This window comes from Klebsiella sp. HMSC09D12 (genome assembly GCF_001808475.1).
In the GTDB taxonomy this organism is placed as follows: Bacteria; Pseudomonadota; Gammaproteobacteria; order Enterobacterales; family Enterobacteriaceae; genus Klebsiella; species Klebsiella oxytoca.
Genome location: NZ_KV793490.1, coordinates 41,320 through 62,147, shown reverse-complemented (window position 1 = coordinate 62,147; position 20,828 = coordinate 41,320). Strand labels below are relative to the sequence as shown.

At 56.1% G+C, this 20,828-nt stretch carries 19 protein-coding genes; 5 read left to right on the top strand and 14 right to left on the bottom strand.

Annotated features, from left to right (window positions below):
• Nucleotides 1–18: 18 nt before the first annotated feature.
• Both alr and dnaB read right to left on the bottom strand, forming a co-directional pair.
• Nucleotides 19–1,098 carry an alanine racemase gene (gene alr / locus HMPREF3178_RS17965; RefSeq protein WP_004109522.1) on the bottom strand — a complete coding sequence of 360 codons (1,080 nt, stop codon included), beginning with the start codon at nt 1,096–1,098 and terminating at the stop codon, nt 19–21.
• Between the two features lie 145 nt (nt 1,099–1,243).
• Nucleotides 1,244–2,659 carry a replicative DNA helicase gene (dnaB, locus tag HMPREF3178_RS17960; protein WP_004097788.1) on the bottom strand — a complete coding sequence of 472 codons (1,416 nt, stop codon included), beginning with the start codon at nt 2,657–2,659 and terminating at the stop codon, nt 1,244–1,246.
• Between the two features lie 61 nt (nt 2,660–2,720).
• On the opposite strand from dnaB, the gene HMPREF3178_RS17955 reads away from it, so the two are divergent.
• A complete protein-coding gene (locus HMPREF3178_RS17955) occupies nt 2,721–3,704 on the top strand; it encodes a quinone oxidoreductase (RefSeq protein ID WP_017145127.1) in 984 nt (327 codons plus the stop codon).
• Nucleotides 3,705–4,085: 381 nt separating this feature from the next.
• Here the strand turns inward: HMPREF3178_RS17955 and pspG are convergent, their stop codons facing one another.
• The 3 genes from pspG to HMPREF3178_RS17940 all read right to left on the bottom strand — a co-directional run bounded on the left by pspG (nt 4,086) and on the right by HMPREF3178_RS17940 (nt 6,060).
• Nucleotides 4,086–4,328: an envelope stress response protein PspG gene (pspG, locus tag HMPREF3178_RS17950; protein WP_004109526.1), complete on the bottom strand. Its 243-nt coding sequence runs from the start codon at nt 4,326–4,328 to the stop codon at nt 4,086–4,088.
• A gap of 139 nt (nt 4,329–4,467) precedes the next feature.
• Nucleotides 4,468–5,466: a tRNA dihydrouridine(20/20a) synthase DusA gene (dusA, locus tag HMPREF3178_RS17945; RefSeq protein ID WP_016808434.1), complete on the bottom strand. Its 999-nt coding sequence runs from the start codon at nt 5,464–5,466 to the stop codon at nt 4,468–4,470.
• 105 nt (nt 5,467–5,571) lie between these two features.
• Nucleotides 5,572–6,060 carry a cupin domain-containing protein gene (locus HMPREF3178_RS17940; protein ID WP_004109530.1) on the bottom strand — a complete coding sequence of 163 codons (489 nt, stop codon included), beginning with the start codon at nt 6,058–6,060 and terminating at the stop codon, nt 5,572–5,574.
• A 204-nt stretch (nt 6,061–6,264) separates the two neighbouring features.
• Here HMPREF3178_RS17940 and zur point away from each other — a divergent pair, with 204 nt between their 5' ends.
• On the top strand, nt 6,265–6,780 hold the full coding sequence (gene zur / locus HMPREF3178_RS17935; protein ID WP_004109534.1) for a zinc uptake transcriptional repressor Zur: 516 nt from the start codon (nt 6,265–6,267) through the stop codon (nt 6,778–6,780).
• 90 nt (nt 6,781–6,870) lie between these two features.
• On the opposite strand, the gene HMPREF3178_RS17930 is transcribed toward zur, so the two are convergent.
• From HMPREF3178_RS17930 to HMPREF3178_RS17915, 4 genes are all read right to left on the bottom strand, one after another.
• Nucleotides 6,871–7,080: a CsbD family protein gene (locus tag HMPREF3178_RS17930; protein ID WP_016808435.1), complete on the bottom strand. Its 210-nt coding sequence runs from the start codon at nt 7,078–7,080 to the stop codon at nt 6,871–6,873.
• Nucleotides 7,081–7,216: 136 nt separating this feature from the next.
• Nucleotides 7,217–8,533 (bottom strand): MATE family efflux transporter DinF, encoded by a 1,317-nt coding sequence (gene dinF / locus HMPREF3178_RS17925; RefSeq protein WP_004117228.1) that lies wholly within the window; start codon nt 8,531–8,533, stop codon nt 7,217–7,219.
• Nucleotides 8,534–8,602: 69 nt separating this feature from the next.
• Nucleotides 8,603–9,211, bottom strand: coding sequence for a transcriptional repressor LexA (gene lexA / locus HMPREF3178_RS17920; protein ID WP_004109543.1), 609 nt, complete (start codon nt 9,209–9,211; stop codon nt 8,603–8,605).
• A 122-nt stretch (nt 9,212–9,333) separates the two neighbouring features.
• Entirely contained in the window at nt 9,334–9,702 is a 369-nt protein-coding gene (locus tag HMPREF3178_RS17915; protein ID WP_004109553.1) for a diacylglycerol kinase, read from the bottom strand.
• A gap of 129 nt (nt 9,703–9,831) precedes the next feature.
• Between HMPREF3178_RS17915 and plsB the strand changes: the two genes are divergently transcribed.
• Nucleotides 9,832–12,255, top strand: coding sequence for a glycerol-3-phosphate 1-O-acyltransferase PlsB (gene plsB, locus HMPREF3178_RS17910; protein WP_004109557.1), 2,424 nt, complete (start codon nt 9,832–9,834; stop codon nt 12,253–12,255).
• A gap of 100 nt (nt 12,256–12,355) precedes the next feature.
• On the opposite strand, the gene ubiA is transcribed toward plsB, so the two are convergent.
• The 5 genes from ubiA to malK all read right to left on the bottom strand — a co-directional run bounded on the left by ubiA (nt 12,356) and on the right by malK (nt 17,458).
• A complete protein-coding gene (gene ubiA / locus HMPREF3178_RS17905; RefSeq protein WP_004109559.1) occupies nt 12,356–13,225 on the bottom strand; it encodes a 4-hydroxybenzoate octaprenyltransferase in 870 nt (289 codons plus the stop codon).
• A 12-nt stretch (nt 13,226–13,237) separates the two neighbouring features.
• Nucleotides 13,238–13,735: a chorismate lyase gene (ubiC, locus tag HMPREF3178_RS17900; RefSeq protein ID WP_004117223.1), complete on the bottom strand. Its 498-nt coding sequence runs from the start codon at nt 13,733–13,735 to the stop codon at nt 13,238–13,240.
• A 188-nt stretch (nt 13,736–13,923) separates the two neighbouring features.
• Complete coding sequence (malM, locus tag HMPREF3178_RS17895) at nt 13,924–14,856, bottom strand: maltose operon protein MalM (RefSeq protein WP_017145129.1); 933 nt, start codon at nt 14,854–14,856, stop codon at nt 13,924–13,926.
• Nucleotides 14,857–14,963: 107 nt separating this feature from the next.
• Nucleotides 14,964–16,250 (bottom strand): maltoporin, encoded by a 1,287-nt coding sequence (locus tag HMPREF3178_RS17890; protein WP_004109566.1) that lies wholly within the window; start codon nt 16,248–16,250, stop codon nt 14,964–14,966.
• A 98-nt stretch (nt 16,251–16,348) separates the two neighbouring features.
• Nucleotides 16,349–17,458 (bottom strand): maltose/maltodextrin ABC transporter ATP-binding protein MalK, encoded by a 1,110-nt coding sequence (gene malK / locus HMPREF3178_RS17885; RefSeq protein WP_004097762.1) that lies wholly within the window; start codon nt 17,456–17,458, stop codon nt 16,349–16,351.
• 370 nt (nt 17,459–17,828) lie between these two features.
• On the opposite strand from malK, the gene malE reads away from it, so the two are divergent.
• Together malE and malF are read left to right on the top strand one after the other, a co-directional pair.
• Nucleotides 17,829–19,019, top strand: coding sequence for a maltose/maltodextrin ABC transporter substrate-binding protein MalE (malE, locus tag HMPREF3178_RS17880; protein WP_004109568.1), 1,191 nt, complete (start codon nt 17,829–17,831; stop codon nt 19,017–19,019).
• Nucleotides 19,020–19,205: 186 nt separating this feature from the next.
• The gene (gene malF, locus HMPREF3178_RS17875) at nt 19,206–20,750 is read left to right on the top strand and encodes a maltose ABC transporter permease MalF (protein ID WP_004109570.1); all 1,545 of its coding nucleotides are present in this window, start codon (nt 19,206–19,208) and stop codon (nt 20,748–20,750) included.
• Nucleotides 20,751–20,828: the final 78 nt, after the last annotated feature.

Genomic DNA, 20,828 nt, shown 5'->3' with positions numbered 1-20,828 from the left:
GGCAAACGAGAAAGAACGTTAATCCACGTACTTCATCGACACCCGTGAAGTCAGGCGCGTAATAAGTTCGTAAGCACTTACTTTTGTGATTTCGGCAATACGTTCGACGGGTAAACCTTCGCCCCACAGCACGACCGCATCGCCAGCCTTATCCTGCGCTTCAGGCCCAAGATCGACGCAAATCATATCCATCGCCACGCGTCCGACAATCGGCACCTCACGCCCGTTAACCAGCACCGGCGTTCCGGACGGCGCGGCGCGCGGATAGCCATCGCCATAGCCCATCGCCACAACGCCTAAACGCGTATCGCGCTCGCTGATCCAGGTTCCGCCGTAGCCCACCGGCTCGCCGGCTTTATGCTCGCGGACCGCAATCAGGCTGGAGGTCAGGGACATCACCGGCTGGCAGCCAAAATCCGCGCCGGTGGATCCACCGTCGAGCGGCGACACGCCGTAGAGAATGATCCCCGGACGCGCCCAGTCGAAGTGCGACTGCGGCCACAGCAATATACCGCCGGATGCGGCGATAGAACGCAGCCCCGGTTTCCCTTCCGCGAAGGTGGTAAAGATATCCAGCTGACGTTCGGTCGCGCCGCACTCTGGCTCATCCGCACGGGCAAAATGGCTGACGATATTTACCGGCTGACGGACGTTTTTACACTGGCTCAGGCGCTGATAGAAGGCTTCGGCCTGTTCGGGCAGAACGCCTAGTCGGTGCATTCCGGTATCCAGCTTCATCCATACGGTGATCGGTTCGGGTAAGTCGGCATCTTCCAGCGCCGCCAGCTGTTCCGGGCTGTGTACCGCAGTATGCAGACGCTGGGCGGAAATAATCGCCAGGTCAGCGGCTTCAAAGAACCCCTCCAGCAGCAGAATCGGCTGGGCGATACCGCCCGCGCGCAGGCGCAGGGCTTCTTCAAGACGGGCAACGCCAAAAGCATCGGCGTCCGGGAGCGTTCGCGCGGTCTCAAGAAGACCATGTCCGTAGGCGTTCGCTTTCACCACCGCAACCAGTTTGCTGGCAGGCGCCAGTTCACGTAATCGTTGCAGGTTGTGTCGCAGAGCGCGGCGGTTAATGACTACAGTTGCCGCTTGCATTTGAATTCCTTAATAAAAGCATCTCCTAAATCCTTCGTGTTGCAGGAAGGCGACAAGCCTGAGAATCCCCGGGAGCTTAGTAAACTAAGTGACCGGGGTGAACAGGCGTAGTCAACGCATCTGCGGCATGAAGGATGACGGAGATTTATTCGTCGTCGTATTGTGGCCCAGCATAATTATCAAAACGCGACCACTGACCGTTAAACGTCAGGCGCACCGTCCCGATAGGACCGTTACGCTGTTTACCAATAATAATTTCGGCGATGCCTTTTAAGTCACTGTTTTCGTGGTAAACCTCATCACGGTAGATAAACATGATTAAGTCGGCATCCTGCTCAATGGAGCCAGATTCACGCAGGTCGGAGTTCACCGGGCGCTTATCCGCACGCTGTTCCAGGGAGCGGTTAAGCTGCGACAGCGCCACCACCGGCACCTGCAGCTCCTTCGCCAGCGCCTTGAGCGAGCGGGAAATTTCGGCGATTTCCAGCGTACGGTTATCGGAGAGCGACGGCACGCGCATCAGCTGCAGGTAGTCGATCATAATCAGGCCGATGCCGCCGTGCTCGCGGGCGATACGCCGCGCGCGTGAACGCACTTCCGTCGGCGTCAGGCCGGAGGAGTCATCAATATAGATGTTGCGTTTTTCCAGCAGAATCCCCATGGTGCCGGAAATGCGCGCCCAGTCTTCATCATCCAGCTGACCGGTTCGAATACGGGTCTGGTCAACTCGCGACAGCGAGGCCAGAGAACGCATCATAATCTGCTCCGAGGGCATCTCCAGACTGAAGATAAGCACCGGTTTATCCTGCAACATCGCCGCGTTTTCCACGAGGTTCATCGCAAACGTCGTTTTACCCATCGATGGACGCGCGGCGACAATAATCAGGTCCGACGGCTGAAGACCGGCGGTCTTTTTATTGAGATCGTCATAGCCGGTATTGACCCCGGTGACGCCGTCATGCGGCTGCTGGAAGAGCTGCTCAATTCGCGCCACGGTGGCGTCGAGCACGTCGGCGATATTCTTCGGCCCTTCATCTTTATTCGCGCGGCTTTCGGCGATTTTAAAGACCCGGGATTCGGCAAGGTCGAGCAGATCTTCGCTGGTGCGGCCCTGGGGATCGAAACCGGCTTCGGCGATTTCATTCGCCACCGAGATCATTTCGCGTACCACCGCGCGTTCGCGAACGATATCGGCATAAGCGCTGATGTTCGCCGCGCTTGGCGTATTTTTCGATAATTCCGCCAGGTAGGCGAATCCGCCGACGCTGTCCAGCTGCCCCTGACGCTCCAGCGATTCGGCGAGCGTAATCAGGTCGATCGGGCTGCCCGACTCCTGCAGGCGCGCCATTTCGGTGAAAATATGGCGATGCGGGCGAGTATAGAAATCTTCCGAAACAACGCGCTCGGCAACGTCGTCCCAGCGTTCGTTATCCAGCATTAAACCGCCCAACACCGACTGTTCCGCTTCAATCGAGTGCGGCGGGACCTTTAACCCATCGAGCTGATAATCTCGCTCGCGGGGTTCAGTCTGTGGTTTGTTGAAGGGTTTATTTCCTGCCATAGTGAATGGAGTTACCGAGATAGTGAATGGGTCGAAAGATTACCACATTTCTGGAGGAAGCATGGCAACACGAATTGAATTTCACCAGCACGGAGGGCCTGATGTTCTGCAAGCGGTGGAGTTCACGCCGAAAGATCCCGCAGAGCACGAAATTCAGGTAGAGAACAAGGCCATCGGCATCAACTACATTGATACCTATATCCGCAGCGGCCTCTATCCACCGCCGTCATTGCCGAGCAGCCTCGGCACCGAAGCCGCTGGCGTCGTGAGCAAAGTCGGTAACGGCGTAAAGCATATTAAAGCCGGCGACCGGGTGGTCTACGCGCAATCGGCGCTGGGGGCCTATAGCTCCGTGCATAACGTACCTGCCGATAAGGCCGCTATTTTACCGGACGCCATCTCTTTCGAGCAGGCGGCAGCGTCGTTCCTGAAAGGGCTCACTGTTTATTACCTGCTGCGTAAAACCTATGAGATCAAAGCAGGCGAGCCGTTCCTGTTCCACGCGGCGGCCGGCGGCGTCGGGCTCATCGCCTGTCAGTGGGCCAAAGCGCTGGGCGCTAAGCTGATCGGTACCGTCGGCAGCGCGCAAAAAGCCGAACGCGCTAAACAGGCCGGCGCCTGGCAGATCATTAACTATCGCGAAGAGAATATCGTCGAACGCCTGAAAGAGATCACCGACGGTAAGAAAGTTCAGGTGGTTTATGATTCCGTCGGTAAAGATACCTGGGAAGCGTCTCTTGATTGCCTGCAGCGCCGGGGGCTGATGGTGAGCTTCGGCAACTCTTCGGGCCCGGTGACCGGCGTGAATCTCGGCATTCTCAACCAGAAAGGTTCGCTGTACGTTACCCGCCCGTCGCTGCAGGGCTATATCACTACGCGCGAAGAGCTGACGGAGGCCAGCAACGAGCTGTTCTCGCTGATCGCCAGCGGGGTGATAAAAGTGGATGTTGCGGAGAGTCAGAAATATGCATTGAGCGATGCCCGCCGCGCGCATGAGGTGCTGGAAAGCCGGGCGACGCAGGGCTCGAGTTTGCTGTTGCCATAGTTATGGCTTTTCCCTAAATGAGCCGGGCGACAGGAAGAGGGTAAGTGAATGAATCCCCAGGAGCTGACAACAGTAAGTGACTGGGGTGAATGACAAATCTGTCAGAAACAGATTTGAACGCCGCAAAGCGACGGTCCGTAAGGGCGAGTCTCATGGATGAGACGAGTCACTCAGCAACCAACGCCCCTGCAGCCTGAAGTATGACGGGAGAAGAAGAAAAGTTTAGGGCTTCCCCCTGGGAAGCCCTTACTTTTTTTGTTCGGCTGTATGTAGGGTACAGCTCGATGAATTCGTTAACGCGCTAATAGTGACAGATTTAATAAGCAAAGCCTACGCTGTTTTATGCAAAAATCTTCAGGTTGTGACATACCGCTCAATACCTTAGTAACGCCAGCGGTTATTACCGCGATAACGGTTCCCGGTTGGCGATTTTATCGCCCGAATCACCCACACCACGACTACGGCCAGCAGCAGCCAGGGCAGCAGCTTAATCATTAACGCAAACAAACCACCGACAAACATCAGCGCGGTCGCGACCACAATCGCGGCAATAATTCCCAGCAGTGAAACGCCGGTGACCAACAGCATGACAAAAAAGCCAATAACAAATAAGAGTTCCAGCATCGTCTTCCCCTAAAGAAATGTAATCTACCTTGCTGGATATTACAAAAATCATGCCAAATATAAGTTATTGAATAAAAACAAAAACGCCCGACATGTCAGGTGCCAGGCGTGGTGAATTTGACCAGATTTTAGCGAAAAACTAACGCTTGTCGGCAACCAGTTTCAGCGCCTGTTCCAGTACGTTGATGTCCGCCCCGGCTTTATGCGCATTTTCGCTCAGATAGCGACGCCACTGGCGCGCGCCGGGAATGCCCTGGAAGAGCCCCAGCATATGACGCGTTACGTGCCCCAGGTAGGTTCCGTTACTCAGTTCGCGTTCGATATAGGGATACATCGCCCGGACCACGGAAACCGGGTCAGCATCGACGCCTTCCACGCCGAAAATCTCCCGATCCACCGAGGCCAGAATACCCGGATTCTGATAGGCCTCACGGCCTACCATCACGCCGTCCATATGCTCAAGATGCTCCTTTGCCTCTTCCAGCGACTTAATACCGCCGTTGATCGCCATGGTCAGATGCGGGAAATCGCGCTTAAGCTGGTAAACGCGTGGATAGTCCAGCGGCGGGATCTCGCGGTTCTCTTTGGGGCTCAGGCCTGAAAGCCAGGCTTTACGCGCGTGGATGATGAACATCTCGCATTCGCCTTTCCCGGATACCGTTTCGATAAAATCGCACAGAAACTCATAGCTGTCCTGGTCGTCAATGCCGATACGGGTTTTTACCGTAACCGGGATCGACACGACGTCGCGCATCGCTTTAATACAGTCAGCCACCAGCTGCGCGTTCCCCATCAGGCAGGCGCCAAACATACCGTTCTGTACGCGATCGGACGGGCAGCCGACGTTGAGGTTAATTTCATCATAGCCGCGCGCCTGCGCCAGCTTTGCGCAGTGCGCCAGCGCAGCCGGATCGCTGCCGCCGAGCTGCAGGGCGACCGGATGCTCTTCCTCGCTGTAGGCCAGATAGTCGCCCTTACCGTGAATAATCGCACCAGTGGTCACCATTTCGGTATACAGCAGCGTGTGGCGCGACAGCTGACGCAGAAAATAACGGCAGTGTCTGTCGGTCCAGTCGAGCATGGGCGCGATGGAAAAACGGTGGGCAGCAAAAGCAGTAGGCGTTGATTCTGACATCATGGCGAATAAATAAGCATCCGGGTAAAAAGGGGCGCTACTATAGCACAAAGATAAACCACTGGCGCATAGCGTCGGCGCCCCCCCCTTTCCATCCCGCAATAAACGCTATTTTTTCCGCGGCTTGCCGTCGTGAGGGCCGAAAAACTGCGGCGGATGGTCAACCCAGCGATCCTGACGCGTAGCGGCATAGCCGGGGTTAAGCGGATAGTAGATACGATTAAATTTCTTGTTTGCCTCACCCACGACTAACAGGCGGACCTCCTGTTCGGTGTTATTGAGGAACGTGTGGCAAATACCGGTTCCGGCAGGAAAACCGACGCTATCCCCCGGCTCCAGCTTCCACAGGTAGCCGTTAATCCACACTTCCGGATAGCCTTCCAGCACGTAGATAAACTCTTCTTCGTCGCTTTCCGCATGTGGATAAGAAGTGCGGCGCCCGGGCGGCAGACGCTCATGGTGGATCCCCAGGCGATTGAGCCGCAGACCGCGCGCCAGCGGCGCACCGATGGAGAAAAGCTCGGTACTGTCAGGGTAGGTGGAATCATCCGCCCCTTCCAGTTCACGCCAGTGTCGAATGCAATCAGGTCGTTTCATCGTTTTCTCCCGAAAATGAGATGCATCAGGTATAGCATAAGGGGGCAAGCCAGAGCGACCCCAGGAGCGTGACGGCTGGGACGAATTGACGCTGCCAAAGCGTATGTGACGCGAAGTGTGACGGGTATAGTCCCCCGGGTCTCGGCGTTTCATCGGTATCGTGATAAAGTAACAGTTTGAGATTCACGCAACCAGAGGACGCTCATGGATAAGACCACTTCGCAACAAATGTTAGCGCATGCTGAAAAGCTCTGCGCGCAGCGTGGCGTGCGCCTGACCCCGCAGCGCCTCGAAGTATTGCGTTTGATGAGCCTGCAGCAAGGGGCAATCAGCGCCTACGACCTGCTCGATCTCCTTCGTGAAAAAGAGCCCCAGGCTAAACCGCCGACCGTCTATCGGGCGCTGGAGTTTTTACTGGAGCAGGGGTTCGCGCATAAGGTGGAATCGACCAATAGCTACGTGCTGTGCCACCTTTTCGATCAGCCAACCCACAGTTCAGCGATGTTTATTTGCGACCGCTGCGGCGGCGTGAAAGAAGAGTGCGCGGAAGGCGTCGAAGATATAATGCATACGCTGGCGGCAAGAATGGGATTCGCGCTGCGCCACAACGTGATTGAAGCTCACGGCCTCTGCGCTGCCTGCGTCGAGGTCGAATCCTGCAGTACGCCGGGCCACTGCCATCACGACCATACCATCCAGATTAAAAAGAAAGCCCGCTGAGGCGTTAGCCGCAGCGGGAATCAAGGGTAGCAGTACCTCCATGTACCGATCGTGCAGGCAATAACAGTGGGTTAAAACACGACGTTTTCGCTACCAGCGGTAGTCGTTTTTGGTTTCCCAATCGGTCACTTCTTTGTCTGCCTGGTCTTTTTCATATCCATAACGTTCCTGGATTTTACCGACCAGCTGGTCACGCTTACCCTCAATGACGGTCATGTCATCATCAGTCAGCTTGCCCCATTTCTCTTTCGCTTTACCTTTGAACTGTTTCCAGTTACCGCCGATTTCGTCTTTATTCATCATGCATTCCTCATCGTTCGGTTATCGTTCGGTGAATGAACAGCCCGCTGTGTTTCGGACATGACTTAACTATAGATGAGTATTCTGAGTAAGATTTATTATTCGGAATCTTTAACCATCAGATGTACTAAATGCATTACGAAAACCAGGTTCCGCGCCGCCAGTGCCGCCGCCAGATCGCTGCCAGGGAAACGCCGCGCAGAGCGAGAAAGACCGTCAGCGCCAGCCACAGTCCATGGTTACCGAGCGTGGGTACCGTCAATAGCGTCAGGGCAAACCCCGCCGCCGCCACCGCCATGCTGTTACGCATCTCCGCACCGCGCGTCGCACCGATAAACATGCCGTCCAGCAGGTAGCACCAGACGCCAATGACCGGCAGAATCATCTGCCAGACCAGATAGCGGTCGGCCAGCTGCTGCAGGGAAGGCAGCGAGGTCAGCAACGCAATAATCTGTTCGCCGGCAAGTCCGTAAATCAGCGCAAACGCCAGCGCCACTATCCCTGACTGGCGGCAAGCCGCATGCCAGACAGCCAGCAGCCGTCTATCGTCACGCGCGCCGTAGGCCTGCCCGGAGTGCGCCTCAACGGCGTAGGCAAAACCGTCCAACGCGTAGGCGGTAAAGGTCAGCATCGTCATGAGAACCGCATTGACCGCGACGACATCGGCGCCGAGGCGAGCGCCAAATACCGTTACCGCACCGAAGCAAAGCTGTAGCAGCAGCGAACGCAGCATGATGTCGCGATTCAGCGCCAGCAGGCGACGTATATCGCCGCGCCAGGCGTTTTTTAGCATTAACAGGGAAACGCCGCGCAGCGCCAGCACGCGCCTTGCCATCAGCAGGCCGATAAAGAAAGTGGCGTATTCTGCCGTGACCGTTGCCAGCGCCGCCCCCTGCACGTTCATATGCAGACCCATCACCAGCCATACATCGAGCACAATGTTAAGAACATTGCCGACCACCAGCAGGATCACCGGCGCTCTGGCGTACTGCACGCCCAGCAGCCAGCCCAGCAGGACCAGGTTCGCCAGCGATGCCGGCGCGCTTAGCCAGCGGATCTCAAGGAAGCGTCTGGCCTGTTCGAGCACGGCTTCGCTGCCGCCGACGATGTGCAGCGCCAGGTCGATCAACGGCATCCGCAAGAGCACAATGGCCGCCCCGGCGGCCAGCGCCAGGCACAGCGGCTGCACCAGCGCACGCGCCAGACGCTGCGGATCTTTAGCGCCGTACGCCTGGGCCGTCAGCCCAGTGGTACTCATTCGCAGGAACAACAGCAGCATAAAGAGGAAGCTGGTTGCCGTTGCGCCAACCGCCACGCCCCCCAGATAAACCGGGCTATCGAGATGACCAATAACGGCGGTGTCCACCAGTCCGAGCAGCGGAACGGTGATATTGGAGAAGATCATGGGCAGCGCTAAGCGCCACAGGGCTTTGTCGGCGGCGTTAAAAAACATGGAGAGAGTGCCAAAAAGAGGAAAAACGACGCAGCATCATGCATCAGATGATGCCGCGAGAGGAAGAGTTTACTGCCAGTTGCCGTTGCGAATAACGCCGACGGCCAGGCCTTCAATGGTGAAACTTTGTTGACGAAGATCCACCACGATTGGCGAAAATTCGCTGTTTTCCGGCAGCAGTTCGACGACGTTACCCTGCTTTTTCAGGCGCTTTACGGTCACTTCTTCGTCAATACGCGCCACAACTACCTGGCCGTTACGCACATCCTGAGTTTTATGGACTGCCAGCAGGTCGCCATCAAGAATGCCGATGTCTTTCATCGACATACCGCTGACGCGCAGCAGAAAATCGGCATTCGGTTTAAACATGGCCGGATCGACCTGATAGTGGCCTTCAATATGCTGCTGGGCCAGCAGCGGTTCCCCTGCTGCTACGCGGCCAATAAGCGGCAGGCCCGTTTCTTCTTCCGTCAGCAGACGAATACCGCGGGAGGCGCCGGAAACGATTTCGATTGCGCCTTTACGCGCCAGCGCTTTCAGGTGCTCTTCCGCCGCGTTTGGGGAACGGAACCCCAAGCGCTGAGCAATCTCCGCACGCGTCGGCGGCATGCCCGTCTGGCTGATATGATCCCGAATGAGATCAAACACCTCTTGCTGCCTGGTCGTTAACGCTTTCATTCCGCCCCCTGGGTGTATATACAGTTATGCTGTGAGTATATACAGCTAACGGTGATTTTGGAACCACATTTCACACAAAAATCAGGAGTTTCTTTTCGTTTTGCGAGCCGCTACGACAGGAGTTAGCGGTAATTTGCCCATAAAAGGGTTCCCCAGGTGATCAGCGCGATGACAATCGCCAGCAAAACCGCCGCAGAGCCCATGTCTTTCGCGCGCCCGGAAAGCTCATGATGCTCAGGGCCGATACGGTCCACGACCGCTTCAATCGCGCTGTTGATAATTTCAACTATCATCACTATCAGGACCGAGCCAATTAACAGCACCCGGGTAATGGCATCGACGTCTAACCAGCAGGCAATCACCACGGCAATGATGGCCGCGATGCCTTCCTGACGAAATGCGGCCTCGTTGACCCATGCCGCCCGGAATCCTTTCCAGGAATACCCTGCCGCTTTAATAATTCGGGTTAACCCAGTGGTATTATTGGCCATCAAACAAACCTTTTTATGTAAATGACGTCAATGAGTGTACGCGTTTGCCGCGTTACAACGGAAATTTTGCGCACTTTCTGTTATTCTTGCGGCGCATTTGCATGATTAACCAGAGGCTTCACATCGTCTATGTCTGGCTGGCAACGAATTTACTATAAATTACTGAATTTACCATTAAGGGCGCTGGTAAAAAGCAAGTCGATTCCGGCACAACCTGCTCAGGAGTTAGGCCTGGATACCTCGCGGCCCATTATGTACGTCCTGCCCTACAATTCGAAGGCGGACCTGCTGACGCTGCGCGCGCAATGTCTGGAGCATGAGTTACCGGACCCGCTGGAGCCGCTGGAGATCGACGGCGCCCTGCTTCCGCGCTACGTATTTATCCACGGCGGACCGCGCGTATTCACCTATTACACGCCGAAAGAAGAGTCTATCAAGCTCTTTCACGACTATCTGGATTTGCACCGTAATCATCCCGATCTTGATGTGCAAATGGTGCCAGTCTCGGTGATGTTCGGTCGCGCGCCGGGGCGTGAAAAAGGCGAGGTTAACCCGCCACTGCGCATGCTCAACGGCATTCAGAAATTCTTCGCCGTTCTGTGGCTGGGCCGCGACAGCTTTGTGCGTTTCTCGCCTTCGGTCTCGCTGCGTAAAATGGCGGACGAACACGGCACCGATAAAACTATCGCTCAGAAGCTGGCCCGCGTGGCGCGTATGCACTTCGCCCGTCAGCGTCTGGCGGCGGTCGGTCCGCGCCTGCCTGCGCGCCAGGATCTGTTCAATAAACTGCTGGCGTCGAAAGCCATTGCCCGTGCGGTAGAAGACGAAGCGCGCAGCAAGAAAATTTCTCATGAAAAGGCGCAGCAAAACGCTATCGCCCTGATGGAAGAGATCGCCGCGAACTTCTCCTACGAGATGATTCGCCTGACAGACCGCGTGCTGGGCTTTACCTGGAACCGTCTGTATCAGGGCATTAACGTGCATAACGCCGAGCGCGTGCGCCAGCTGGCGCACGAAGGCCACGAGATCGTTTATGTCCCGTGCCACCGCAGCCATATGGATTATCTGCTGCTCTCGTACGTGATTTATCATCAGGGCCTGGTTCCGCCGCATATCGCTGCCGGTATCAACCTGAATTTCTGGCCTGCCGGGCCGATTTTCCGTCGCGGCGGCGCTTTCTTCATTCGCCGTACGTTCAAAGGCAATAAGCTCTATTCGACGGTATTCCGCGAATACCTCGGCGAGCTGTTCAGCCGCGGCTACTCCGTCGAATACTTCGTTGAGGGCGGCCGCTCTCGTACCGGACGCCTGCTGGATCCGAAAACCGGTACCCTGTCGATGACCATTCAGGCGATGCTGCGCGGCGGTAATCGTCCCATCACCCTGGTGCCAATCTACATCGGCTACGAGCACGTGATGGAGGTTGGTACCTACGCTAAAGAGCTGCGCGGAGCGACAAAAGAGAAAGAGAACCTGCCGCAGATGCTGCGCGGCTTAAGCAAGCTGCGTAATCTCGGCCAGGGCTACGTTAACTTCGGCGAACCGCTGCCGCTGATGGCCTACCTGAATCAACATGTGCCGGACTGGCGCGAGTCGATCGATCCTATCGAAGCCGTTCGCCCCTCCTGGCTGACGCCGACGGTAAATAACATCGCCTCAGACCTGATGGTACGCATTAACAATGCCGGTGCGGCCAACGCCATGAACCTGTGCTGTACGGCGCTGCTGGCATCGCGTCAGCGTTCCCTGACCCGCGAGCAGCTTACCGAACAGCTGGAGTGCTACCTCGCCCTGCTGCGCAACGTGCCGTACTCTGCGGACGCGACCACGCCTACGGCGTCTGCCAGCGAGCTTATCGACCACGCGCTGCAGATGAACAAGTTCGAAGTCGAGAAAGACACGATCGGCGATATCATCATTCTGCCGCGCGAGCAGGCCGTCCTGATGACCTATTACCGCAACAACATCGCCCATATGCTGGTGATGCCGTCGCTGTTAGCCGCCATCGTCACTCAGCATCGTCGTATTACCCGCAGCGAAATATTGCGTCACGTCGAGATGTTCTATCCGTTCCTCAAGGCCGAGTTGTTCCTGCGCTGGGAAAAAGCGGAGCTGGCGGGCGTCGTCGATGCGCTGATTGCCGAGATGCAGCGTCAGGGGCTTATCGCCGTGAATGACGATGAGGTGAGCGTCAATCCGTCTCATGCCCGTTCCCTGCAGCTGCTGGCCGCAGGCGCGCGCGAAACGCTGCAGCGCTACGCCATCACCTTCTGGCTGCTGAGCGCTAACCCGTCAATCAACCGCAGTTCGCTGGAGAAAGAGAGCCGCACCGTGGCGCAGCGCCTGTCCGTTCTGCACGGTATCAATGCGCCGGAGTTCTTCGATAAGGCGGTATTCAGCACGCTGGTGCTGACCCTGCGCGACGAAGGCTATATCAGCGATACCGGAGATGCCGAGCCGGAAGAGACGTTGAAGATCTACCGTATGCTGGCGGATCTGATTACTTCTGATGTGCGTTTGACGATTGAAAGCGTTACCCAGGATGAAGCGTAACGTTTAAAGCGATATCCCGGCTTGCGCCGGGCTACCAGACCCTGCGGTTTAGTAGCCCGGCTAAAGCTTTTACGGCGCCAGCCGGGGAACCCCGCCACATTTACTGCATATACCCCATCGCCAGGCCGAGAAACAGTACCAGCCCCACGTAGTTATTATTCATAAATGCCTTAAAGCAGCTATCGCGTTCGCGTTTAAATATCAGCTTTTGCTGCCAGACAAACAGCGCCGCGGCGATAAACAACGACCAGTAATATTCCCAGCCCAGCCCGCTCAGCCAGCCTACTGCCGCCATCAGACCCAGTACCGCCACCTGTAAAATACCGATGATTAAGCGATCGTTGTCGCCAAACAGAATCGCCGTCGATTTGATACCGATTTTGACGTCATCATCACGATCGACCATCGCATACTGGGTATCGTAGGCCACCGCCCACAGGATGTTGGCGAGGAACATCAGCCAGCAGCTGAGCGGCAGCGATTCGCTTACCGCCGAAAAGGCCATCGGGATCGACCAGCCAAATGCCGCGCCCAGCACCACCTGCGGCAAGTGGGTGTAGCGTTTCATAAATGGATAGACCCATGCCAGCGCCAGCGCCGCTATCGACAGCAGAATGGTCATGGTGTTCAGGGTCAGCACCAGCAGGAAAGAAAGCAGCACCAGCACGACAAACAGCGTTCGCGCCTCCTTTTCGCTGACGTCGCCGCTCGGCAGCGGACGGCGGGCCGTCCGTTTAACGTGGCCGTCAAATTTACGATCGGCATAATCATTGACCACGCAGCCTGCGGCGCGCATTAACCAGACGCCGGCAACAAACACGGCGAGGATCCACAGCGGCGGTATCCCCGGCGTGGCCACCCACAGCGCCCACAGCGTCGGCCACAGCAGCAGCAGCGCGCCGATCGGTTTGTCAGTACGCATCAGGCGGTGAAACGCCAACAGCTTGTTCTGCGTCAGACTCCACTCCATTTCATTTTCCTCTCAATACAACGGCGATGCAGGCAAAAACAGCTCCGTCAGCAGCAGCGGTTTGCCGCTCAACCGGAGGCGGGAACGACGCCCCCAAAGCTCTGCATTACGACCAATTTCAATAAAATCGCGGGTTAGCGTCGATGACGTGAAGAGATAGCGGCCCAGCGGCGTTTGTCCCAGCTGTTGCAGCGCCAGTTCGGGGCCGCTCAGCGTCGACTCCGGCACGATAGTTCGGCCAGCAAGCCAGGGTTCGCCATTAGCGCAAAGGATAATTTCCCGCAGCCAGTAGCGGGATTCGACGGGTAACAGAGGCGCTTCATCTGCCAGCGCTTCGCGTCCAACAAAACCTTCGTTAACCATGATGACGCTAACTCGCTTCCCCTGTTGCTCAAAGCGTTTGGTCATTGAGTCTTCCAGCAATAGCCAGTCGCGCAGATGCGCGTGCAGCGGGGGCATTGCGGCAAAATAACGCAGCGCACGCAGTTGCGTAAGCGCAGGATGTGGCATGCCTGAATCTCCGGTACAAAACGTAAAGGTATTGTATCGCAGAATGGGGCATCGGGGGCGGGCAAACGTCAATATACGATCATCCGCGCAACAGCCCTGCAACAGAAGCTGCCGCGCGATAAAAAAAAGTGCGCCCTGACGGACGCACCTAAAGGCTGTGCCTAAACATCAGCATTGTGGGGAGACGGTCACCCCTTGCCTTTTACACTGCTGATAAAGGTGGAACGAGCAGATTTCGAGCCAAGACGTTCAGCTTCGTTCATCAATTTCAGAGCCTTGTCGATATCGCCTTTCGCAACCGCCTGCTTAATGCCGTTATTGAAGTAAGTTTCGGTATCATCAAGCATCGGTTCGGTTTTCACCGCTGGAGCCGGGGCCGGGGCGGCGACCGGCGCGCTATAGGCAGGAGCAGCGGTATTACCGACGGTAACAGGCCCCGGACCAGACGAACCGAACAGCGGGCCAACCAGCACACTGGAGCCGGTAGAGGTTTTTACCTTCAGGCTGATGGTACCGTCGGTGACGTGTTTCGCGATGGGATCCGGAATATCCGGCACCGCATTGCCGGTGCCTTTGGCGTATGCCTTCGCCGGATCGATTAATTTAGTGGTCTGCTGTAAATCCTGCGGCGTGGTAAAGACCAGCACATAAATTTTCTGCTGTCCCAGCGCCGGAGTCAGGCGCATTACGCCCTCCAGACGATCTGAGCTCATCACGCCCGGTTCAAGATAAGTAAAGTAGCTGCTGGGGAAGAATGCAGATGGCGTCATATTCTGATCAAGAATCAGCACGTTCGGTGCATATACCGCAGCTTGTTTTTCCACTTCGCTGGTTAACGTAATATTGAGCTCGCCAATATTCGCCGGAACGCTGTATGCGGCGACCGGACCACTGATTCCGGGGACATTGAGCGTCTGCCCGGCCACGGCGAGCTTTGTGGTTTGCGTTTTGGATTGGTCGACTGGAGTCCAGGTGAGCTGCTGCAACGCGGAGGCCGGAATCGACGGCGCGGCAGAGGTGTTCTGCGGCACGAAATTAACATCAGCAAAACTGACTGCGGGTACGCAGGCCATCAGGCCGACGGACAGGCAGAGGGCAACGAGACTTTTCTTCATTTTCATTGTTATCACCTCAATTCCGATGGCCGAGCGGTAGCCAGGCAATAGCGCGCTGGGCCTAAGATAGAGGGGCTTACGCCCCTCTTTTAGTTACGAACGGTCAGGCTCGATTACCACCAGATTTCCATCTGGGCACCGAAGGTCCACTCGTCGCTATCGCCACGGCTAAAGGTTTTAGCACTGGTGTCGTTATACGCTACGCCGCTATCGTTATAGCCCCATTTCTCATCCCATTTGGCGTACGTTGCGAATACGCGGATTGCCGGACGGGACCAGATGCTGTCACCAGCCTGCCACTGCTGGGCCAGGGTCACTTTATACTGGCTGTTACGATCGCTGGTGCGTTGAGATTTGACGTTGTCGTAGCCGATTTCCATCAGGGTGCTCATGATAGGCGTCCACTTGTACATTGGACGAACGCCGACGGTCCACCATTGAGTACCATTGTTGTTGTCGCGGTCGATATCCTGGTACATACCGACGTACATCAGATCCCAGCTATCGCCGAGAGAGATCGCACCGTGGTCCAGCACGCGCCACATAGATCCATCGTTATTAATGCTGCCACCCTGCGGAACACCTTTACCGCTGGAGGTCATAGAGTCAGTTGCATACTGCAGAACAAATTTGTTAAAGCCTTTCAGCATGCTCTGAGTATGCTCAGCGGTAAGCATCCAGCCGTCTTTGGAAGCGCCCGGCTGCAGAGAATAATCATCAGGGATGTTAGTGTGGCCGTAGTCAACGCCCAGCTCCAGCGTGCCGCCTGGGTTAGTTTCCAGACCGGCTAAACGCACGTCGAATACATCGTTCGGCACGATATTGTCGTAAACGCGATTACCGAACTGGTCGCGATCGGCGAAGGTACCGGAGCCGCCTGATTCAGAAGAACGCGTTGCTGCCAGAGAGAGTTTACCGAAGCCCAGATCGATGTTTTCAATACCCGCACCAGGACCAGAAATATCCCAGTAGTAGAAGTCGATCATATGAACGTCATGACGCTGGTAGAAGCGCTTACCGGCCCAGATGGTGGAACCTGGCAACCATTCGATCAGGTTTTTACCCTGCACGTTAGCTTCACGGAATGCCGGACTGGTGGATTCCCAGTCGTTCTGCTGCGACACAGAGTAGGCGACGTTAGTATCGAAGTAGAAGCTCTTATCACCTTCTTTCCAGACTTCCTGGCCCAGTTTCAGTTCCGCATAGGTTTCACATTCGTTACCAAGACGGTATTTGCTTTGAGCACCGGTTGCCTGGAAGCACTGTTGCTCACCGCCGCTGCCGGTCCAGCCGATACCAGAACGAGCATAGCCGTGGAAATCAACGGCCAGCGCCTGAGCAGACATAACGCCTGCCGCAACGGCGACCGCCAGTGGAAGTTTGCGCAGAGTAATCATCATTCTATCTCCTGAGATCATTGCTTTTCTTTGAACGCTTCGCCTGTTGTTGCGCCTGTTTATCGACGCTGCAGGGTGCACGTTTTTTTTAATGGGAAGCCTTACACGCCCGGCTCTTTATGCAGCCGACGACAAGCGGTGCCATCCTCACGGAATAAATGGCAACGCTCCGGCGGCAAACCGATGGCGAATGTGGCTCCCTCTTCTACCAGCACCACGTCGTTCTGGCGGTAAACCAGGTTCTGACGGATGGATGGGATCTGAATATGAATTTGCGTTTCGTGGCCGAGCTGTTCGACCACCTGGACTTCACCTTCGAGGGTGACGTCGGCAATATCGCTGGGCAGCAGATGCTCCGGACGGATACCTAAAGACATGTTGGCGCCAACCTGAACGCGGGCGCTGTCCACCGGCAGCCAGACCTGCTGGCGGTTCGGCAGCTCCACCTGCACCTGCTCAATGGCGGTAGCGGTGACTTTGACCGGCAGGAAATTCATCTTCGGCGAGCCAATAAAGCCCGCGACGAAACGGTCCGCCGGGTAGTGATAGAGTTCGAGAGGCTTCCCGACCTGCGCGACGCGACCGGCATCCAGCACCACAATCTTGTCGGCCAGCGTCATCGCTTCGACCTGGTCGTGGGTCACGTAAATCATCGTGCGGCCAAGGCGTTTATGCAGACGGGATATTTCAATACGCATCTGTACGCGCAGCGCGGCGTCAAGGTTTGAGAGCGGTTCATCCAGCAGGAAAACGCGCGGTTCAGCCACCAGGGTACGGCCAATCGCCACGCGCTGGCGCTGGCCGCCAGAAAGCGCTTTCGGTTTACGTTCCAGCAGATGGGCAAGCTGCAGAACTTCCGCCACCTGGGTCACGCGCTGGTTGATCAGTTCTTTTTTGGCGCCGGCCAGCTTAAGGCCGAAAGACATGTTTTCCGCGACGGAAAGGTGGGGGTAAAGCGCATAAGATTGAAACACCATCCCGATACCGCGCTCGGCGGGCGGAACATCATTCATTCGGGTATCGCCAATCAGCAGATCGCCGCTGGTCACCGTTTCCAGCCCGGCAATCATACGTAGCAGGGTGGATTTGCCGCAGCCTGATGGCCCAACAAACACGACGAACTCCCCATCCTGGATTTCGAGATTAATATCTTTCGATACCACCACGTCACCCCAGGCTTTCGTTACATTTCGCAGCTGTACGCTCGCCATGCCCTTCTCCCTTCGTTACAACCTGTCACTTAACGACACATTCAAGATGGGCTGACTATGCGGCATTCATAAGTGGGGTAAATCCTCCACCCCCCGGCTTTTTTATGGGGGAGGAGGCGGGAGGATGAGAGATGACGTCTCGCCGCCGGGGGGGACGGGCGGATGCCGATTTCGTGATGTCGCCTGCAAAATTAGCCGCCTTTTTATGTGCGCCAGGACTCATAACCGGCATTTCTGCAATGGAGATCACACAAACGGAGGATGGGGCGTAGACATGGGGAGGATGGAAAGAGGTTGTTAAAAAAGGAAACTCATCATCGTTAAGCCACTCAAGTGTATCCACGAGCACATCACCAAATAGGACGGGTATATGAAAATCAAAACTGGCGCTCGCATCCTCGCGCTGTCTGCATTGACCACGATGATGTTTTCCGCCTCTGCCCTCGCAAAAATTGAAGAAGGTAAGCTGGTTATCTGGATTAACGGCGACAAAGGCTACAACGGCCTCGCTGAAGTGGGTAAAAAGTTTGAGAAAGACACCGGCATCAAAGTCTCCGTAGAACATCCGGACAAGCTGGAAGAGAAGTTCCCGCAGGTTGCCGCGACCGGCGACGGCCCCGACATCATTTTCTGGGCTCACGACCGCTTCGGCGGCTACGCACAGTCCGGTCTGCTGGCGGAAATCACCCCGGATAAAGCTTTCCAGGACAAACTCTATCCGTTCACCTGGGATGCGGTTCGCTACAACGGCAAGCTGATTGCCTACCCGGTTGCCGTTGAAGCGCTGTCGCTGATCTATAACAAAGACCTGGTAGCGAACCCGCCGAAAACCTGGGAAGAGATCCCGGCGCTGGATAAAGAACTGAAAGCGAAAGGTAAGAGCGCGCTGATGTTCAACCTGCAAGAACCGTACTTCACCTGGCCGCTGATTGCTGCCGACGGCGGTTACGCGTTCAAGTTTGAAAACGGTAAGTACGACGTGAAAGACGTGGGCGTAGATAGCGCTGGCGCGAAAGCGGGCCTGACCTTCCTGGTCGACCTGATCAAGAACAAACATATGAACGCCGACACCGACTACTCCATCGCGGAAGCGGCCTTCAACAAAGGCGAAACTGCGATGACCATCAACGGTCCGTGGGCGTGGTCTAACATCGATAAGAGCAAGGTTAACTACGGCGTTACCCTGCTGCCAACCTTTAAAGGTAATGCGTCCAAGCCGTTCGTTGGCGTACTCAGCGCCGGTATTAACGCCGCCAGCCCGAACAAAGAACTGGCGAAAGAGTTCCTCGAAAACTATCTGATGACCGACCAGGGTCTGGATGAAGTTAACAAGGACAAACCGCTGGGCGCGGTTGCGCTGAAATCCTTCCAGGAAAAACTGGAAAAAGATCCGCGTATCGCCGCCACCATGGCTAACGCCCAGAAAGGTGAAATCATGCCGAACATCCCGCAGATGTCCGCCTTCTGGTATGCCGTTCGTACCGCAGTTATCAACGCCGCTAGCGGTCGCCAGACCGTCGATGCCGCCCTGAAAGACGCGCAGGCTCGTATCACCAAGTAATACGGTTTCCCTTATTCCTTAGGGAGTAAGGTTTGTTGAATACGTTGTTACACGAAATCTTTCGCGCTACATCGAGGCGGCAAGGATGCAAATCCCCAGGCGCTTACATCCGTAAGTGACTGGGATGCGTATCCGCAGCCAACAAAGAGGTAGCGCGAAGGATAAAGTGTAAAGAGGATGATCCCCATGGATGTCGTGAAAAAGAAACACTGGTGGCAAAGTCCGCAGCTCACATGGTCTGTGATCGGCTTGCTGTGCCTGCTGGTGGGTTACCTTGTTGTTTTGATGTACGCCCAGGGGGAGTACCTGTTTGCCATCATGACGCTGATTTTAAGCTCGGTTGGCCTGTATATTTTTTCCAATCGCAAGGCCTATGCCTGGCGCTATGTTTACCCGGGTCTCGCCGGGATGGGGCTGTTCGTCCTGTTCCCGCTGATCTGCACTATCGCTATCGCTTTCACCAACTACAGCAGTACTAACCAGCTTACCTTTGAACGCGCCCAACAGGTGCTGATGGACCGTTCCTTCCAGGCGGGTAAATCCTACAACTTCGCGCTTTATCCGGCGGGAGATGAGTGGAAGCTGGCGCTGACCGATGGCGAGAGCGGCAAAAACTATCTTTCCGACGCTTTTAAATTCGGCGGCGAACAGAAGCTGGCGTTAAAAGAGGCTGATGCCCTGCCGGAAGGCGAACGCGCCACCCTGCGCGTGATTACGCAAAACCGCACCGCCCTGAACCAGCTGACCGCCGTCCTGCCGGATGAGAGCAAAGTCATTATGAGCTCCCTGCGTCAGTTCTCCGGCACCCAGCCGCTGTACGCGCTGGCCAATGACGGTACGCTGACCAACAACCAGAGCGGCGTGAAATATCGGCCGAACGCCGAGGTCGGTTTCTATCAGGCGATTAACGCCGACGGCAGCTGGGGCAGCGAAAAGCTCAGCCCGGGCTACACCGTGACCATCGGCTGGGATAACTTCACCCGCGTGTTCCAGGATGAAGGTATCCAGAAACCGTTCTTCGCGATTTTCGTCTGGACGGTGGTCTTCTCTGTTCTGACCGTGATTCTCACCGTTGCGGTCGGCATGGTGCTCGCCTGTCTCGTCCAGTGGGAAGCCCTGAAAGGCAAAGCGATTTATCGCGTACTGCTGATTCTGCCTTATGCCGTACCGTCGTTTATCTCAATTCTGATCTTCAAAGGGCTGTTCAACCAGAGCTTTGGTGAGATCAACATGATGCTCAGCGCGCTGTTCGGCATCAAGCCGGCCTGGTTTAGCGACCCGACTACCGCGCGCACCATGATTATCATCGTCAACACCTGGCTGGGCTATCCGTACATGATGATCCTGTGCATGGGCCTGCTGAAAGCGATTCCTGACGATTTATATGAAGCCTCGGCAATGGATGGCGCCACGCCGTTCCAGAACTTCTTCAAAATTACGCTGCCGCTGCTGATCAAGCCGCTGACGCCGCTGATGATCGCCAGCTTCGCCTTTAACTTTAACAACTTCGTGCTGATTCAGCTGTTGACCAACGGCGGGCCGGACCGGCTCGGCACCACCACGCCGGCGGGCTACACCGACCTTTTGGTGAGCTATACCTATCGCATCGCCTTTGAAGGCGGCGGCGGGCAGGACTTCGGCCTCGCGGCGGCTATCGCCACGCTGATCTTCCTGCTGGTAGGCGCCCTGGCGATTGTTAACCTGAAAGCCACACGTATGAAGTTCGATTAATTGGAATAACCAGGCGTCATTGGCGCGGGCAGTTTGAGCTCGGCCAGCGCGCAAGAACCGGAGCGTACACGTAGTACG

Coding starts and splice junctions, on each gene's coding strand:
- alr (WP_004109522.1), bottom strand. CDS start 1,098: ATGCAAGCGGCAACTGTAGTCATTAACCGCCGCGCTCTGCGACACAAC.
- dnaB (WP_004097788.1), bottom strand. CDS start 2,659: ATGGCAGGAAATAAACCCTTCAACAAACCACAGACTGAACCCCGCGAG.
- HMPREF3178_RS17955 (WP_017145127.1), top strand. CDS start 2,721: ATGGCAACACGAATTGAATTTCACCAGCACGGAGGGCCTGATGTTCTG.
- pspG (WP_004109526.1), bottom strand. CDS start 4,328: ATGCTGGAACTCTTATTTGTTATTGGCTTTTTTGTCATGCTGTTGGTC.
- dusA (WP_016808434.1), bottom strand. CDS start 5,466: ATGATGTCAGAATCAACGCCTACTGCTTTTGCTGCCCACCGTTTTTCC.
- HMPREF3178_RS17940 (WP_004109530.1), bottom strand. CDS start 6,060: ATGAAACGACCTGATTGCATTCGACACTGGCGTGAACTGGAAGGGGCG.
- zur (WP_004109534.1), top strand. CDS start 6,265: ATGGATAAGACCACTTCGCAACAAATGTTAGCGCATGCTGAAAAGCTC.
- HMPREF3178_RS17930 (WP_016808435.1), bottom strand. CDS start 7,080: ATGAATAAAGACGAAATCGGCGGTAACTGGAAACAGTTCAAAGGTAAA.
- dinF (WP_004117228.1), bottom strand. CDS start 8,533: ATGTTTTTTAACGCCGCCGACAAAGCCCTGTGGCGCTTAGCGCTGCCC.
- lexA (WP_004109543.1), bottom strand. CDS start 9,211: ATGAAAGCGTTAACGACCAGGCAGCAAGAGGTGTTTGATCTCATTCGG.
- HMPREF3178_RS17915 (WP_004109553.1), bottom strand. CDS start 9,702: ATGGCCAATAATACCACTGGGTTAACCCGAATTATTAAAGCGGCAGGG.
- plsB (WP_004109557.1), top strand. CDS start 9,832: ATGTCTGGCTGGCAACGAATTTACTATAAATTACTGAATTTACCATTA.
- ubiA (WP_004109559.1), bottom strand. CDS start 13,225: ATGGAGTGGAGTCTGACGCAGAACAAGCTGTTGGCGTTTCACCGCCTG.
- ubiC (WP_004117223.1), bottom strand. CDS start 13,735: ATGCCACATCCTGCGCTTACGCAACTGCGTGCGCTGCGTTATTTTGCC.
- malM (WP_017145129.1), bottom strand. CDS start 14,856: ATGAAAATGAAGAAAAGTCTCGTTGCCCTCTGCCTGTCCGTCGGCCTG.
- HMPREF3178_RS17890 (WP_004109566.1), bottom strand. CDS start 16,250: ATGATGATTACTCTGCGCAAACTTCCACTGGCGGTCGCCGTTGCGGCA.
- malK (WP_004097762.1), bottom strand. CDS start 17,458: ATGGCGAGCGTACAGCTGCGAAATGTAACGAAAGCCTGGGGTGACGTG.
- malE (WP_004109568.1), top strand. CDS start 17,829: ATGAAAATCAAAACTGGCGCTCGCATCCTCGCGCTGTCTGCATTGACC.
- malF (WP_004109570.1), top strand. CDS start 19,206: ATGGATGTCGTGAAAAAGAAACACTGGTGGCAAAGTCCGCAGCTCACA.